The organism is Sphaerimonospora mesophila (assembly GCF_001417795.1).
Classification (GTDB): domain Bacteria; phylum Actinomycetota; class Actinomycetes; order Streptosporangiales; family Streptosporangiaceae; genus Sphaerimonospora; species Sphaerimonospora mesophila.
In genome coordinates, this window is the sequence record NZ_BCBX01000042.1 from 1 (window position 1) to 14,984 (window position 14,984).

12 protein-coding genes and 1 rRNA gene are annotated in these 14,984 nt (G+C 70.4%); 2 read left to right on the forward strand and 11 right to left on the reverse strand.

Annotation, left to right across the window (positions count from 1 at the left end):
- The 11 genes from AP234_RS23585 to argC form a co-directional block, all read right to left on the reverse strand.
- Positions 1-192: ribosomal RNA gene (locus tag AP234_RS23585) — 16S ribosomal RNA — on the reverse strand; the annotation flags it as partial.
- Positions 193-776: 584 nt separating this feature from the next.
- The gene (gene tyrS / locus AP234_RS23590; RefSeq protein ID WP_055481909.1) at positions 777-2,042 is read right to left on the reverse strand and encodes a tyrosine--tRNA ligase; all 1,266 of its coding nucleotides are present in this window, start codon (positions 2,040-2,042) and stop codon (positions 777-779) included.
- A 111-nt stretch (positions 2,043-2,153) separates the two neighbouring features.
- Positions 2,154-2,831 (reverse strand): DNA-3-methyladenine glycosylase, encoded by a 678-nt coding sequence (locus AP234_RS23595; RefSeq protein WP_055481910.1) that lies wholly within the window; start codon positions 2,829-2,831, stop codon positions 2,154-2,156.
- A 63-nt stretch (positions 2,832-2,894) separates the two neighbouring features.
- Entirely contained in the window at positions 2,895-4,304 is a 1,410-nt protein-coding gene (gene argH / locus AP234_RS23600) for an argininosuccinate lyase (RefSeq protein ID WP_055482048.1), read from the reverse strand.
- Between the two features lie 187 nt (positions 4,305-4,491).
- Positions 4,492-5,685 (reverse strand): argininosuccinate synthase, encoded by a 1,194-nt coding sequence (locus AP234_RS23605; RefSeq protein WP_055481911.1) that lies wholly within the window; start codon positions 5,683-5,685, stop codon positions 4,492-4,494.
- A 136-nt stretch (positions 5,686-5,821) separates the two neighbouring features.
- Positions 5,822-6,358, reverse strand: coding sequence for an arginine repressor (locus AP234_RS23610; protein WP_055481912.1), 537 nt, complete (start codon positions 6,356-6,358; stop codon positions 5,822-5,824).
- Positions 6,355-7,374, reverse strand: coding sequence for an ornithine carbamoyltransferase (argF, locus tag AP234_RS23615; RefSeq protein ID WP_083502375.1), 1,020 nt, complete (start codon positions 7,372-7,374; stop codon positions 6,355-6,357). The genes AP234_RS23610 and argF overlap by 4 nt, the downstream gene beginning before the upstream one ends.
- Positions 7,367-8,512 (reverse strand): acetylornithine transaminase, encoded by a 1,146-nt coding sequence (locus AP234_RS23620; RefSeq protein ID WP_055482050.1) that lies wholly within the window; start codon positions 8,510-8,512, stop codon positions 7,367-7,369. The genes argF and AP234_RS23620 overlap by 8 nt, the downstream gene beginning before the upstream one ends.
- Positions 8,513-8,556: 44 nt before the next feature.
- Entirely contained in the window at positions 8,557-9,510 is a 954-nt protein-coding gene (gene argB / locus AP234_RS23625; RefSeq protein ID WP_055481913.1) for an acetylglutamate kinase, read from the reverse strand.
- Positions 9,507-10,661 carry a bifunctional glutamate N-acetyltransferase/amino-acid acetyltransferase ArgJ gene (gene argJ, locus AP234_RS23630; RefSeq protein WP_055481914.1) on the reverse strand — a complete coding sequence of 385 codons (1,155 nt, stop codon included), beginning with the start codon at positions 10,659-10,661 and terminating at the stop codon, positions 9,507-9,509. The genes argB and argJ overlap by 4 nt, the downstream gene beginning before the upstream one ends.
- A 52-nt stretch (positions 10,662-10,713) precedes the next feature.
- On the reverse strand, positions 10,714-11,736 hold the full coding sequence (gene argC / locus AP234_RS23635) for an N-acetyl-gamma-glutamyl-phosphate reductase (RefSeq protein WP_055481915.1): 1,023 nt from the start codon (positions 11,734-11,736) through the stop codon (positions 10,714-10,716).
- 190 nt (positions 11,737-11,926) lie between these two features.
- Here argC and AP234_RS23640 point away from each other — a divergent pair, with 190 nt between their 5' ends.
- Positions 11,927-13,600, forward strand: coding sequence for a class I adenylate-forming enzyme family protein (locus AP234_RS23640; RefSeq protein ID WP_055481916.1), 1,674 nt, complete (start codon positions 11,927-11,929; stop codon positions 13,598-13,600).
- Between the two features lie 354 nt (positions 13,601-13,954).
- Positions 13,955-14,971 carry a polysaccharide deacetylase family protein gene (locus AP234_RS23645; protein ID WP_152990583.1) on the forward strand — a complete coding sequence of 339 codons (1,017 nt, stop codon included), beginning with the start codon at positions 13,955-13,957 and terminating at the stop codon, positions 14,969-14,971.
- Positions 14,972-14,984 lie beyond the last annotated feature (13 nt).

Sequence of the window (14,984 nt, forward strand, 5' to 3'; positions counted from 1 at the left end):
CCAGATGCCCGGAGTGGTCGTATCCGGTATTAGACCCGGTTTCCCAGGCTTATCCCAGAGTCAGGGGCAGGTTACTCACGTGTTACTCACCCGTTCGCCGCTCGAGTACCCCGAAGGGCCTTTCCGCTCGACTTGCATGTGTTAAGCACGCCGCCAGCGTTCGTCCTGAGCCAGGATCAAACTCTCCAAACAATGTCTGAAAAGAAACCCCAGCCAACACCCCAGATGAACCAAGGGTGTCGATCAAAGGAATCCGTCCCGCACACCCCACAGAGGCATGCGAGGACGGGGTCATGCATTCAAAATGCACTGGCTTTTAGCACACTGTTGAGTTCTCAAGAAACGGACGCGTACACCACCACCCGAACCAGCCGGCAGCCGATCCAAGGATCCGGGGCGTTACATCAGCTTCACTTTGTGTCATCTATTCTCGCCAGACCCGGAGGTTCCTGTCAAACCAGCCCCACCGGCAACCCGGCCCAGCCACTTGACATCACCCCCGCCACCCGGCGGGAATTCCGACCACCCCTTCCGGGGCAACCCCTCTAACTTACCGAACCCGACCCCGCCACGCAAACCGCAGCGGATCCAAGATCCGGAAAGAAGAGGAGGCACCGAGACCATACCCGGGCGAACCACACCCCGTCGAAACGACCGGGAGAGGGATCCGCCGGATCACCCGGCTCGACAAGATTACCAGAGCTGGACACCAACCGCGCACACAACACGGTCCCGCCCCCGCCGGCGTCCGAAGGCGAGGACGGGACCGGATGGGATCAGCCGACCTCGACGCCGCCGATGGTCTTCTTGCCGCGCCGGAGCACGAGGTAGCGACCGTGGAGCAGGTCGTCGGCGACCGGCACGTACTCCTCATCCGTGATCTTCACGTTGTTGAGGTAGGCGCCGCCCTCCTTGACCGCACGCCGCGCCGCCGACTTCGACTCGACCAGGCCGCTCTCGGTCAGCAGGTCGACGTACGTCGCGCCCAGGGCCGGCACTGCGGCCTTCGGGACCTCGGCCAGCGCGGACTCGATGGTCCGGGCGTCGAGCTCGGCGAGCGAACCCTGGCCGAACAGCGCCCGCGAGGCGGCGATGACGCGGGCCAGCTCGTCCTCGCCGTGGACCAGGCTGGTCAGATCCTCGGCCAGGGCGCGCTGCGCCTGACGGGCCGCGGGGCGGTCGGCCACCGCCTTCTCGAACTCGTCGATCTCCTCCCGCGTCCGGAAGGTGAAGACCTTCAGGAGGCGGACCACGTCCCGATCGTCGGCGTTCAGCCAGTACTGGTAGAACGCGTACGGCGACGTGAGGGCGGGGTCGAGCCAGACAGCGCCGCCGGCGGTCTTGCCGAACTTGGTGCCGTCCGCCTTGGTGATCAGCTTTCCGGTGTACGCGTGGACGTGTGCGCCCTCGACACGCCGGATCAGGTCGACCCCGGCGGTGATGTTCCCCCATTGGTCGCTGCCGCCGACCTGCAGCGTGCAGCCGTGCCGGCGGTACAGCTCCAGGTAGTCGTTGGCCTGGAGGATCTGGTAGCTGAACTCGGTGTAGCTGAGTCCCTCCCCGCCCAGCCTGGCCGCGACCGACTCCCTCGCCAGCATCCGGTTGACCGGGAAGTGCTTGCCGACGTCACGCAGGAAATCGATGGCCGACAGCTCGGCGGTCCAGTCCAGGTTGCTCACCAGGGAGGCGGCCGTCGGGCCCTCCTCGAACGACAGGAACCTCTCGACCTGTCTCCGGATCCGCGCGACCCACTCGGCCACGACGTCCTCGGAGTTCAACGCGCGCTCGGTGCTGCGTCCGCTGGGGTCGCCGATGAGACCGGTCGCGCCGCCGACGAGGCCGATCGGCCGGTGGCCCGCCCGCTGGAAACGGGTGAGGATCAGCAGCGTGGCCAGGTTTCCCATGTGGAGCGACGGCGCGGTGGGGTCGAAGCCCGCATAGACCGTGATCGGACCCTCGGCCAGTGCCTTCCGCAGCGCGTCGGCATCGGTGGTCTGCGCGGTGACGTCGCGCCATTCGAGCTCATCGAGGATGTCTGTCACTGTCCTGGCTTTCGCTAATCGTTGATGTACGGCTTTCGCCCCCGTACAAGCCTGCCTGACCAGGAAACCCTATCGCCACTCGGTTACGGCCGGGGCCCGCCGCGGGCTCGGCTACGTCCGCCGCCGCCGTACGTGCGGACGGTAGGGCGACACCGTGGGGTCGCCGTCGATCCAGAACCGCCAGGGGGTCTCGGCCGCGGCCGCGACCCCCGTGCGGGGTCCGGTTCTGATCAGCGACGGGTCGACCGGCACGCCCTCGTACACCCGGATCCGTCCGCCCGGCGAGCAGCAGTCGAGGCCGTTGTGCTCACGTACCAGACCCAGCGCCACCCCGAGCCGCGCCGGTCCCCTCGCCAGATCGCGGTCGGGGATGGTACGCCCGGGACGGCCGGACGATGATCCGTTCGCGCCGGCGAGGCGACGGGAGCGAGCCGCGTCGACGCCCGCGATCACCTCGCCGGCCCGCATCAGCACGGCGGAGCCGGAGCCCTCGGGCAGACAGACGAGGTTCGCGCAGAAGTGCATGCCGTACGTGAAGTACACATACACATGGCCGGGTTCGCCGAACATGACCGAGTTACGCGGCGTGCGCCCCCGGTAGGTGTGCGCCGCCGGGTCCTGCCCGGGTCCGCCGTACGCCTCGACCTCGGTCAGCCGTACGGCCACGGGCCCGTGGGCGATCACCCGGCCCAGCAGGTCGGGCGCGACCTCGTGGGAGGGACGGTCGAAGAAGTCCCGGTCGAGCGGGCGGCCGGCGAGGTCACCGAGGTCGCCGACATCGCATCGCACCTCCGGCTCGTCCGCACTCGGCCGGTGTGTGTCCGTTCCTCGCCCGTCCAACTCTCCCTCTTCTCAGCTCTCGTTCGCCCAGGCCGCCTGGTCGTCGACCGTCTCGCGCAGCGCGGCGATCTGGTCCCGGACGCGGTCGGGCGCGGTGCCGCCCCGGGCGGCACGCGCGGCGAGAGCGCCCGGCACGTTCAGCACATCCCGGACACTACCGTCCGGCCCCCGCGCGAAGTGCGGGGAGACCTTCGCCAGCTCCTCGTCGGTCAGCTCGCCGAGGTCCTTGTCGTTGACCTGGCACCACACCACGAGATGACCGACCGCCTCGTGCGCGTCCCGGAAGGGAACGCCCCGGCGCACCAGCAGCTCTGCGAGGTCGGTGGCGAGCGCGAACCCGTCGGGGGCGCTCGCCTCCAGCTTGGCCTTGTTCACCCGCATGGTCGACACCATCCCGGCCACCGCCGGCAGCACGAGCAGCAGCGTGTCGACGGCGTCGAAAACCGGCTCCTTGTCCTCCTGGAGGTCCCGGTTGTAGGTCAGCGGAAGGCCCTTCAGCGTGGTCAGCAGGGACATCAGTGCCCCGATCAGCCGGCCGCTCTTGCCCCTGGCCAGCTCGGCCACGTCGGGGTTCTTCTTCTGCGGCATGATCGACGAGCCGGTGGAGTAGGCGTCGTCCACCTCGATCCAGCGGAACTCCTGCGAGGCCCACAGGACGAGCTCCTCGCCGAGCCGGGAGATGTGCACTCCGATCATGGCGGCGCAGAACAGGAACTCGGCGGCGAAGTCGCGATCGGCGACCGCGTCCATCGAGTTGGGCGCGGCGGAGTCGAAGCCGAGCTCGGCCGCCACCGCGGCGGGGTCGAGCGGCAGCGAGGACCCGGCGAGCGCGCCGGAGCCGAGCGGCGACACGGCGGCCCGCCGGTCCCAGTCGCGCAGGCGGTCCACGTCCCTGGTCAGCGCGTGGGCGTGGGCGAGCAGCTGGTGGCCGAACGACACCGGCTGCGCGTGCTGCAGGTGGGTCATGCCGGGTGCGGCGGTCTCGGCGTTCTCCTCCGCCTGGCCGATCAGCGCGGTCTCCAGCTCCACCAGCCGGGAGACGATCGTACGGACGTGATCACGCAGGTAGAGCCGCAGGTCGGTGGCGATCTGGTCGTTGCGGCTGCGCCCCGCGCGGAGTTTGCCGCCGAGCGTGCCGAGCCGTTCGAGCAGACCGCGTTCGAGCGCGGTGTGCACGTCCTCGTCGGCGACCGTGGGGCGGAACTCCCCGGTCCGGCACGCCCGATCCAGGTCGTCGAGCGCGCCGAGCATGCGGTCGAGCTCGTCCTGCGTGAGGAGCCCGGCGCGGTGCAGCACCCGGGCGTGCGCGCGCGAGGCGAGCAGGTCGTACGGCGCGAGCCGCCAGTCGAACTGCACGCTCACCGACAGGCGTGTGAGCGCGTCCGAGGGGCCCCCCTCGAACCTGCCGCCCCACAGCCGCATCGGCTTGTTGTCCGCCACCGTCTTCTCCCTCCGATATCGATAAAAAAGCCCCGGACCAGCTCGCCCCTCATGTCCCTTTCCCGAGGAACTAATCCGCGACCTTAGCCGAGGTACGCCCCGGCTCCGCGCGTACGCCCCAGCTCCGCACCTGGAACCGGGGCGTACGGGTGATCCGCGAGTGGTCCGGCTAGCGCGCGTCCCTCGCGGCGGCGATCTTACTGGGCAGCGACCAGAGCTCGACGAAGCCCTTGGCCAACGACTGGTCGAAGGCGTCGCCGGTGTCGTAGGTGGCGAGCGAGAAGTCGTACAGCGAGTCGTCGGACCTGCGGCCGGTGACCACCGCGCGGCCGCCGTGCAGCACGAGCCTGATCTCGCCGGACACGTGGCGCTGGGCGTCGGCGATGAAGGCGTCCAGAGCGCGCTTGAGCGGCGAGAACCACAGGCCGTCGTAGACGAGCTCGCCCCACCGCTGGTCGACCGACCGCTTGAACCGGGCGAGGTCGCGTTCGACCGTGACGTTCTCCAGCTCCATGTGGGCCGTGATCAGCGCGATCGCCGCGGGCGCCTCGTACACCTCGCGGGACTTGATGCCGACGAGCCGGTCCTCGACCATGTCGAGCCGCCCCACGCCCTGTGCCCCGGCCCGCCGGTTGAGCTCGGCGATGATCTCGTACGGCGACAGTGCCCGCCCGTCGAGCGCCACCGGGACGCCCCGCGCGAAGGTGATCACGACCTCGTCGGGCTCGCGCGGCACCGCGGGGTCGGAGGTGTAGTCGTAGACGTCCTCGATCGGGCCGTTCCAGATGTCCTCGAGGAAGCCGGTCTCGACGGCGCGGCCCCAGAGGTTCTGGTCGATCGAGTACGGAGATCTCTTGGTGACGTCGATCGGCAGGCCCTTCTCCTCGGCGAAGGCGATGGCCTTGTCGCGGGTCCAGGCGTAGTCGCGGGCCGGGGCGATGACCTTCAGGTCGGGGTTGAGCGCGGCCAGACCGGCCTCGAACCGCACCTGGTCGTTGCCCTTGCCGGTGCAGCCGTGCGACACGTGCGTGCCGCCGAACTCTCCGGCGGCCGCGGCGAGATGCTTGACGATCAGCGGCCGCGACAGTGCGCTGACCAGCGGATAGCGGTCCATGTAGAGCGCGTTCGCCTGCAGGGCCGGCACGCAGTAGTCCCGCGCGAACTCCTCACGGGCGTCCACGACGACCGACTCGACGGCGCCGCAGTCGAGCGCACGCTGCCGGATGACGTCCATGTTCTCGCCACCCTGGCCCACGTCGACGGCGACGGCGACGACCTCGGCGCCGGTCTTCTCGGCCAGAAACGGGATGGCCACGCTGGTGTCGAGGCCACCGGAGTAGGCGAGTACGACCCTGTCGCTCATGAGTTTCTCTTTCCCATTGCAATTGCAAGATCACGAACTGTGTTCGCGCAGGTAACGCGGGCTGCCGCGAAAAAACTGCAAGATCACGGACAGCCGATCCGCAGGTCGGCGGGGCCCGCTGCGAGTATTCGCAAGATCACGGCGGGGGGTGGCGGGGGGTGGCGGGGTCGGCCAGCTTGAGCAGCGACCTGGCCAGGGCCTCGCCCCCCACGGGATCCCGGCTGATCACGAGGATCGTGTCGTCGCCGGCCACCGTGCCGAGGATAGACCCCCAGCCGGCGTGGTCGATGGCCGAGGCGAGGAACTGCGCCGCCCCCGGAGGCGTACGGAGGATCACCAGGTTGGCCGAGGCCTCCGCCGACACCAGAAGCTCCTCGGCGATCCTGCGCAGCCGGGCGTCCGGATTCTCCGCCGACCCGTCGGGCTCACCGGTCCGGTAGCGCGGGATCCGCCCGCCGCCCTCGCCGGGCAGCGCGTAGACCAGCGTGCCGTCGTCCGCCCGCAGCTTCAACGCGCCGAGCTCGTCGAGATCCCGGGAGAGCGTGGCCTGCGTGACCTCCACGCCCCCCTCGGCGAGCAGCCGGGCCAGCTCGGGCTGGGAACGGACCTTGTGCCTGGTCAGCAGCTCGACGATGCGCGCGTGCCGCGCCGCCTTGGTGAGCGGGATGGTCATGTCGCCTCCGCACCGCCCGTGACGAGCCAGTGGAGCAGGGCCTTCTGCGCGTGCAGCCGGTTCTCCGCCTCGTCCCACACCACGCTGCGCGGGCCGTCGATCACCTCGGCGGTGATCTCCATCTCCCGGTAGGCGGGCAGGCAGTGCAGCACGATCGCGTCCGGCGCGGCCAACTCCAGCAGCTTCGCGTTCACCTGGTAGGCGCCGAAGGCGGCGATCCGCTCCTCCTTGCCGTCCTGGCCCATCGACACCCAGGTGTCGGTCGCGACGACGTGGGCGTCGGCGACCGCCGCCTCCGGGTCGCTGATCACGCTGACCGAGCCGCCCGTCTCCGCCGCGATCTGCGCGGCACGCTGCACCACCACGGCGTCCGGGAGGTATCCGGCCGGGGCGCCGATCCGTACGTGCATGCCGGCCGTGGCCCCGCCCAGCAGGTAGGAGTGGGCCATGTTGTTCGCCCCGTCCCCCAGGTAGGCCAGGGACACCCCGCGCAGGACGCCCCGGTGCTCGCGGATCGTGAGCAGATCGGCCAGCACCTGGCAGGGGTGGAACTCGTCGGTCAGCGCGTTCACCACCGGAACCGAGGACGCCGACGCCATCGCCTCGATGCGCTCCTGCCCCCCGGTCCGCCACACGATCGCCGCCACCTGGCGCGACAGCACACGGGCGGTGTCCTCGATCGGCTCGCCGCGTCCCATCTGCGAGGAGCCGACCTCCATCACCAGCGGCTGACCGCCGAGCTCGGCGATGCCGACGCCGAACGAGAGCCGGGTGCGCGTGGAGGCCTTGTCGAACAGCACGGCCACCGTCTGCGGACCCTCGAACGGCCGGTAGCGGCTGCGCCGGCCCCCCGTGGCCACGCGCTCCCTCTTCATCTCCTCGGCGAGGTCGAGCACCGCCGCCTGCTCCGCCGGCGACAGGTCGTCGTCCCGCAGGAAGTGTCTGATTTGCGCCGAGTCCGCGCCCTGTCTGATCTGCGCCGGGTCAGCGCCCTGTCCGATCGGAACCTCAGGCATCTGCGGCCTCCAGAATCGCGGGGAAGGCGTCGAGGAAGCTCGACACCTCGGCGTCGGTGACGACCAGCGGAGGCGCGAGCCGTACGGCATCGGGCTGCACCGCGTTGACCAGGAAACCTGCCTCCTGTGCCGTCGCCTGCACCCGGGCGGCCCGGTCCGAGGTCAGCACCGCGGCCAGCCACAGCCCGCGGCCCCTGACCCCCTTCAGCAGCGGGTGCGAGATGGCCGAGATCCCGTCGGCGAGCCGCCGCCCCATCGCCTCGGCGTGCTCCAGCAGCCCGTCGCGCTCGATCGTGTCGAGCACGGCGAGCGCGGCGGCGCACGACACCGGGTTGCCGCCGAAGGTCGACCCGTGGTCGCCCGGTCCGAAGACCGTACCCGCCTCGCCGAAGCCGATGCAGGCGCCGATCGGCATGCCGCCGCCGAGGCCCTTGGCCAGCGTCAGCACATCGGGCAGCACGCCCTCCGCCTGGTGGGCGAACCATCTGCCGGTGCGTCCGATGGCCGACTGGATCTCGTCGGCCACGAGCAGCGCACCGGCCGCCGAACAGATCTCCCGGGCCGCCGCGAGATATCCCTCCGGCGGCGGCACGACCCCGGCCTCGCCCTGGGTCGGCTCCAGGAACACCGCGGCGCAGTCGCCGGTCACCGCGTTCTTCAGCGCGTCCGCGTCGCCGTACGGCACGAAGCGCACGTCGATCGGGAACGGCCCGAACTGGTCGCGGATCGAGGCCTTGCCGGTGAGCGCGAGCGCGCCGAGGGTCCGGCCGTGGAAGCCCATCTCGGCGGCGACGAAGTAGCTCTTGCCGTGCGCCTTGCCGTACTTGATGGCGAGCTTCAGCGCCGCCTCGTTGGCCTCGGTGCCGGAGTTGGCGAGGAACACCCTGGCCGGCCCGCCCAGCAGTCCGATCAGCCGCTCGGCGAGCAGCACCTCGGGCTCGTGCAGGAACAGATTCGAGGTGTGGGCGAGGGCGGCGACCTGGCGCGAGACCGCCTCGACCAGGGCCGGATGGCCGTGGCCGAGTGAGGTGACCGCGATGCCGCCGATGAAGTCGAGGTAGCGGCGGCCGTCGACGTCCCACACCGTGCTGCCCTCACCCCGGGCGATCGCCACGGGCGGCACGCCGTAGTTGCGCATGAACGCCGCTTCGAAGCGTTCGCTCAGCGCCTCGGTACGCGTACTCACCGGACCCCCTCCTCGCTTTCGTCGTCGGGCACCACCATCGTGCCGATGCCCTGGTCTGTGAAGATCTCCAGAAGCAGCGCATGGGCCACCCGCCCGTCGAGGACGTGCGCCTGCGGCACGCCGCCGCGAACGGCGGTCAGGCAGGCCTCCATCTTCGGCACCATGCCGCTGGACAGCGACGGCAGCAGCTCGGCCAGCTCCGTCGCCCCGATCCTGCTGATCACTTCGTCGCTGCTGGGCCAGTCGGCGTACAGGCCGTCGACATCGGTCAGCATGATCAGCTTGGCCGCGCCGAGCGCCACGGCGAGCGCGGCGGCTGCGGTGTCGGCGTTGACGTTGTAGATGTCGGCGCCGTCCTCCCCGTCCTCCGCCGGGCCGTGATCGGCCCGGGCGATCGACGAGACGACCGGGATCCGGCCGTCGTCGAGCAGGGCCCGTACGGCTCCCGCGTCCACCCGGACGATCTCGCCGACCTGGCCGATGTCGACCTTGACGCCGTCGACGACGGCGTGCTTGCGCTCGGCGGTGAACAGGTGGGCGTCCTCGCCGGACATGCCGACGGCGAACGGCCCGTGCCGGTTGATCAGACCGACCACGTCCCGGTTGACCTGGCCGGCCAGGACCATCCGGACGACCCGCATGGCCTCCGGCGTGGTGACCCGCAGGCCCGACACGAAGTGGCTGTCGATCCCGAGCAGATCGAGGTGGGCCTGGATCTGCGGACCGCCGCCGTGGACGATCACCGGCCTGAGCCCGGCGTACCTGAGGAAGACCACGTCCGCGGCGAACTTCGCGCGCAGGTGCTCCTCGGTCATGGCGTTGCCGCCGTACTTGATGACGACGGTCTCGCCGTGGAAGCGCGCCAGCCAGGGCAGCGCCTCGACCAGCGTGTACGCCTTGTCGAGCGCGCCGGCGAGCCGTGCGCCTGCGCCGTCGAGTGCGGCCGTCATGACGAGTACGCCGAGTTCTCGTGGACGTACGCCGCGGTGAGATCCGTCGTGTGGACGGTCGCGGAGTGCGATCCGGCGGACAGGTCGACGGTGATGGTCACGTCGCGGGGACGCAGGTCCACCTTGGAGCGGTCGTCGCCGGCCGCGCCGCCACGGCAGATCCAGATGCCGTTGATCGCGACGTTGAGCCGCTCGGGCGCGAAGACGGCGTCGGTGGTGCCGACCGCGCTGAGCACCCGGCCCCAGTTGGGGTCCTCCCCGTGGATCGCGCACTTGAGCAGGTTGGAGCGGGCCACCGCCCGGCCCACGGTCACGGCGTCGTCCTCCGAGGCCGCCCCGACCACCTCTATGGCGATGGCCTTGGTGGCGCCCTCGGCGTCGACCAGCAACTGGCGGGCGAGGTCGGCGCAGACGGCGGTGACGACCTTCCCGAACTCGGCGAGGTCCGGCCGCACCCCGGAGGCCCCGCTGGCCAGCAGCAGCACGGTGTCGTTCGTCGACATGCAACCGTCGGTGTCGAGCCGGTCGAACGTCACGGCGGTGGCGCCGCGCAGCACCGCGTCCAGGTCTTCTGCGCCGACGTCGGCGTCCGTGGTGATCACGCAGAGCATGGTGGCGAGGGCGGGGGCGAGCATGCCCGCGCCCTTGGCCATGCCGCCGACCATGTATCCGCCCTCGCCCCGGCGGAAGGAGATCTTGCTGACCGTGTCGGTCGTCCTGATCGCGTCGGCGGCCGCCAGCGCGCCGTCCCGCGAGAGCTGTGCGGCGGCCGTGTCGATCCCGGCCAGCAGCGCGTCGATCGGCAGCCGCTCGCCGATCAGGCCGGTGGAGCAGACCGCGATCTCGGCGGCGCTGTCGTCCAGGACCTCGGCGGCCTTCTCCGCCGTGGCGTGGGTGTCCTGGAAGCCGAGCGGTCCGGTGCAGGCGTTGGCTCCGCCCGAGTTGAGCACCACCGCGCGCACCCGTCCGCCGCTCAGGACCTGCTCCGACCACACCACGGGCGCCGCCTTGACCCGGTTGCGGGTGAAGACGCCCGCCGCGGCGCGCGACGGGCCGTCGTTGACGACGATGGCGAGGTCGCGGGCACCGCCACTCTTGATCCCGGCGGCCACGCCGGCCGCCCGGAACCCCTGCGGTGCTGTCACGCTCATGGCTGCTCCTCGGTTGACCGTGTTGCTGGTGTGCCGGGCGTGCTCGGTGTGATCAAGGGGCGACTCCGTTCAGGGGAAGGCCGAGTTCTTCTGGAAGGCCGAGGGCGAGGTTGGCGCTCTGGATCGCGCCGCCCGCCGTGCCCTTGGTGAGGTTGTCGATCGCGGCGACTGCGACGACGCGGCCGGCCCGCTCGTCGAGGGCGACCTGCAGCGCGGCCGTGTTGGCGCCGATCGTCATCGCGGTGGCGGGCCAGACGCCCTCCGGCAGCAGGCGCAGGAACGGCTCGTCCTTCACCGCCGTCTCGTACGCCTCCCGGAGCGCGGCCGCGGTGAGGCCGGGCACGGCCGGAGCCGAACAGGTGGCGAGGATGCCGCGGCTCATCGGCGCGAGCGTCGGGGTGAAGGAGACCCGGACCGGCCGTCCGGCCACCGCCGACAGGTTCTGCTCCATCTCCGGCGTGTGCCGGTGCACGCCGCCCACGCCGTACGCGCTGACCGAGCCCATGACCTCACTGCCCAGCAGATTCGGTTTGAGGGACCGGCCGGCGCCGGAGGTGCCGCTGGCCGCGACCACGACCACGTCGGGCTCCACCAGGCCGGCCGCGAACGCGGGGAACAGCGCGAGCGTCACCGAGGTCGGGTAGCACCCGGCGACGGCGATCCTGCGGGCGCTCCGCAGCAGCTCACGCTGTCCGGGCAGCTCCGGCAGGCCGTACGGCCAGGTGCCGGCGTGCTCGCCGCCGTAGAAGTGCGTCCAGTCGGCCGGGTCGGTGAGGCGGAAGTCGGCGCCGCAGTCGACGATCAGCGTGTCCTCGCCGAGCCGGGCGGCCAGCGCCGCTGACTGGCCGTGCGGGAGGGCGAGGAAGACGACGTCGTGGCCGCTCAACGCCTCCGGCGTGGTCTCCTCGGTGATCCGGTCGGCCAGCTCGGGCAGGTGGGGCTGATGCGCGCCGAGACGGGTCCCCGCGCTCGATCCGGCGGTGAGCGTACCGATGCCGATCGTGGGGTGGCCGAGCAGCAGCCGGAGCAGCTCGCCTCCCGCGTACCCGCTCGCACCGGCGATCGCCGCTCTCATGTCGTCCCCCTGTCCGTCGACCGATCTGCATGATTATGCAGCACGTCTCATGAAATTGCTTCCTTGGAAAGTATGCAACCGGAGGCATGATCATGCAAGCACTGTCTCGCGCAGTGGACGGCTGGCCCGCGTACCAACTGGTCGGTATCGTGAAATCTCGGCAAGTGACGACCCGGGAGCGTGCACCCACATGGCGATCACCAGGGAACAGGTCCAGGCCAGGCTCACGGCCCCCGGCCAGCTCTTCGAGATGGAAGAGGCCGAGGCGGACGGCCACAAGATCCGCATCTGGAAGCACGCCCCCTCGACCTTCCGGGCGCTGCTGGAGATCACCCGCTTCCACGGCGACAAGGTCTTCGTCGTCTATTCCGGCGAACGGTACACGTACGAGCAGCACTTCCGGCTCGCGGCGACGCTGGCCCACCGGCTGGTCGACGACTACGGCGTGCGCAAAGGCGACCGGGTGGCCATCGCCATGCGGAACTACCCCGAGTGGATCATCTCCTTCTCCGCCGTCCTGGCCGTCGGGGCCGTGGCCGTGCCACTGAACGCGTGGTGGACGGAGCAGGAGCTGACGTACGGCCTGACCGACTCCGGGGCCAAGCTCGTGATCGCGGACGGCGAGCGTGCGGAACCGCTGTCCGGCGCCGGCCTGCCCATGATCGTCGCCAGGGGCGACGGCGCGGGCCCCTCTGATCACGCCGACTGGGCCGAGGTGCTCGGCGAGGTGCGGGCCGATGTGACGCTGCCGCCGGTCGAGGTGGCCCCGGACGACCCCGCCACGATCTTCTACACCTCCGGCACCACCGGCAGGCCCAAGGGCGCGCTCGGCAGCAACCGCAACCTCGGCCAGGCCCCGATGACCGTGGCCTACGCCAGGTTGCGCGGTGCCGCACTCGCCGGAAAGGACCCGGCGGCCGCCGCGCGCGTGCGCCACAACACCCTGCTCACGGTCCCGCTCTTCCATGCCACCGGCTGCTTCGCCGTACTCCTGACCACGATGTTCAACGGCGGCGGGCTGGTGCTGATGTACCGGTGGGACGCGGGAGCGGCGCTCGAACTGATCGAGCGCGAGAAGGTCACGGTGCTGAGCGGCGTGCCGACCAACGCCTGGCAGCTCCTGTCGCACCCCTCCCTCGGCGACCACGACGTCTCCTCGCTCGGGGGCGTTTCGTACGGCGGCGCGCCGGCCCCGCCCAAGCTGCTCGAGCGGCTCACCGAGCTGCTCCCGGGCCGGACCCCGTCCAACGGGTACGGCATGACCGAGACGAGCGCGCTGGCCGTGTACAACAGCGGCGCGGACTACCTCGCGAGGCCCGACAGCATCGGCCATCCGCTGGCGGTGGTGGACGTCAAGGTGTGCGACCCCCTCGGGAACGAGCTGCCGCCGGGCCAGGTCGGCGAGCTGTGCGTCCGCGGCCCCATCGTGATCAAGGGGTACTGGAACCGGCCGGAGGCGACCGCCGAGACGTTCGTGGACGGCTGGCTGCACACCGGCGACCTCGCCAGGATCGACGAGGAGGGTTTCGTCTACATCGTCGACCGGGCGAAGGACATGGTGATCCGCGGCGGCGAGAACGTGTACTGCGCCGAGGTCGAGGCGGCCATGTTCGAACACCCGGCGGTGGACGACGCCGCCGTCATCGGCATCCCCGACGACGAGTTCGGCGAGCAGGTCGGAGCCGTCGTACGGCTCAGGCCGGGCTCGGCGGCCACCGCCGAGGAGCTCCGGGAGTTCCTCCGCGGGCGGCTGGCGGCCTTCAAGGTGCCGGTCCGATTCTGGTTCCGGGAGGCCGAGTTGCCGCGCAATCCCGGCGGCAAGGTGCTGAAGACCCGGCTCAGACGGGAGACGCTCGGCCTCTGATCCCCGCCCGTCGCAGGCCGGTCATGCGGACGTCATGACCGGCCTGCTCGCATGTCCGGCGCTGACGGTCTCGTTTTCCCGCTGAAAGTTTCCCATGGAGGTCTTCGACGTTGCAGCAGCACAGATCCCTGTTAATCGGTTCAGATTCCTGAAAGTTTTCAGCTAATCGTTGACATGTTTCAGGACCCTCCACAGAATGAGCGGCAGGCAGAGCTCTTCCCCGACGTGCGTGGCCGGCACCGCACACATCCCCGTCTTGATCAGTGTTCCAGTGGAGGAACAGACATGATCGACAGCGCCGTTTCCACCGGCAGCGGCCGCAGCCGCCGTGCACGTTTGAGAAAGGCACTCGTCATGAGCGCCGTCGGCATCGTCGGCGCGGCCCTGACCGTGGCTCTGCCGTCCACGGCCGCGGCCGCGGACTGCAGCGCCGGATACGTCGGCCTGACCTTCGACGACGGCCCCAACCCGAGCAACACCACCACGCTGCTCAACACGCTGAAGGCCAACGGCGTACGGGCGACGATGTTCAACATCGGGCAGAACGCTAGGAACAACCCGTCTCTGGTCAGGGCCCAAGTGGACGCCGGCATGTGGATCGGCAACCACAGCTGGACTCATCCGCACCTGACCCAGATGAGCGGCTCGCAGATCCAGTCGGAGCTTCAGCAGACCCAGCAGGCGATCCAGCAGATCACCGGCAGCGCGCCCAGGTTGTTCCGCCCGCCGTACGGTGAGACCAACACCACGCTCAAGTCGATCGAGCAGCAACTCGGCCTCAGGGAGATCATCTGGGACGTCGACTCCCAGGACTGGAACGGCGCGAGCACGGCCCAGATCGTGCAGGCCGCGAGCCGGCTGCAGAACGGTCAGATCATCCTCATGCACGACCAGTACGCGACCACGGTCGCCGCGATCCCGCAGATCGTCGCGAACCTGAGAAGCCGCAACCTGTGCCCCGGCATGATCTCCCCGTCGACCGGACGGGCCGTCGCGCCCGACGGCGGCACCACCCCGCCGCCCACCTCTCCCTCTCCGACTCCGACGACGACGCCCTCGCCGCCGCCGTCCGGACAGGGCGGGTGCACCGCGACGATCCAGACGGTGAACTCCTGGCCCGGTGGTTTCCAGTCCAACGTCACGGTGAAGGCGGGCAGCTCCGCGATCAGCCGCTGGACGGTGACCTGGAGCTGGCCGAGCGGGCAGAGCATCACGCAGCTGTGGGGAGGCGCCCTGTCCGGCTCCGGCTCCTCCGTCACGGTGCGGAACGCGACCTACAACGGCAGCCTGGGCGCAGGCGCCTCCACCACCTTCGGATTCACGGCCAACGGGACCGCCGCCACGCCCACGCCGAGCTGCGGCACGGCGTGACGCCCACCACGAT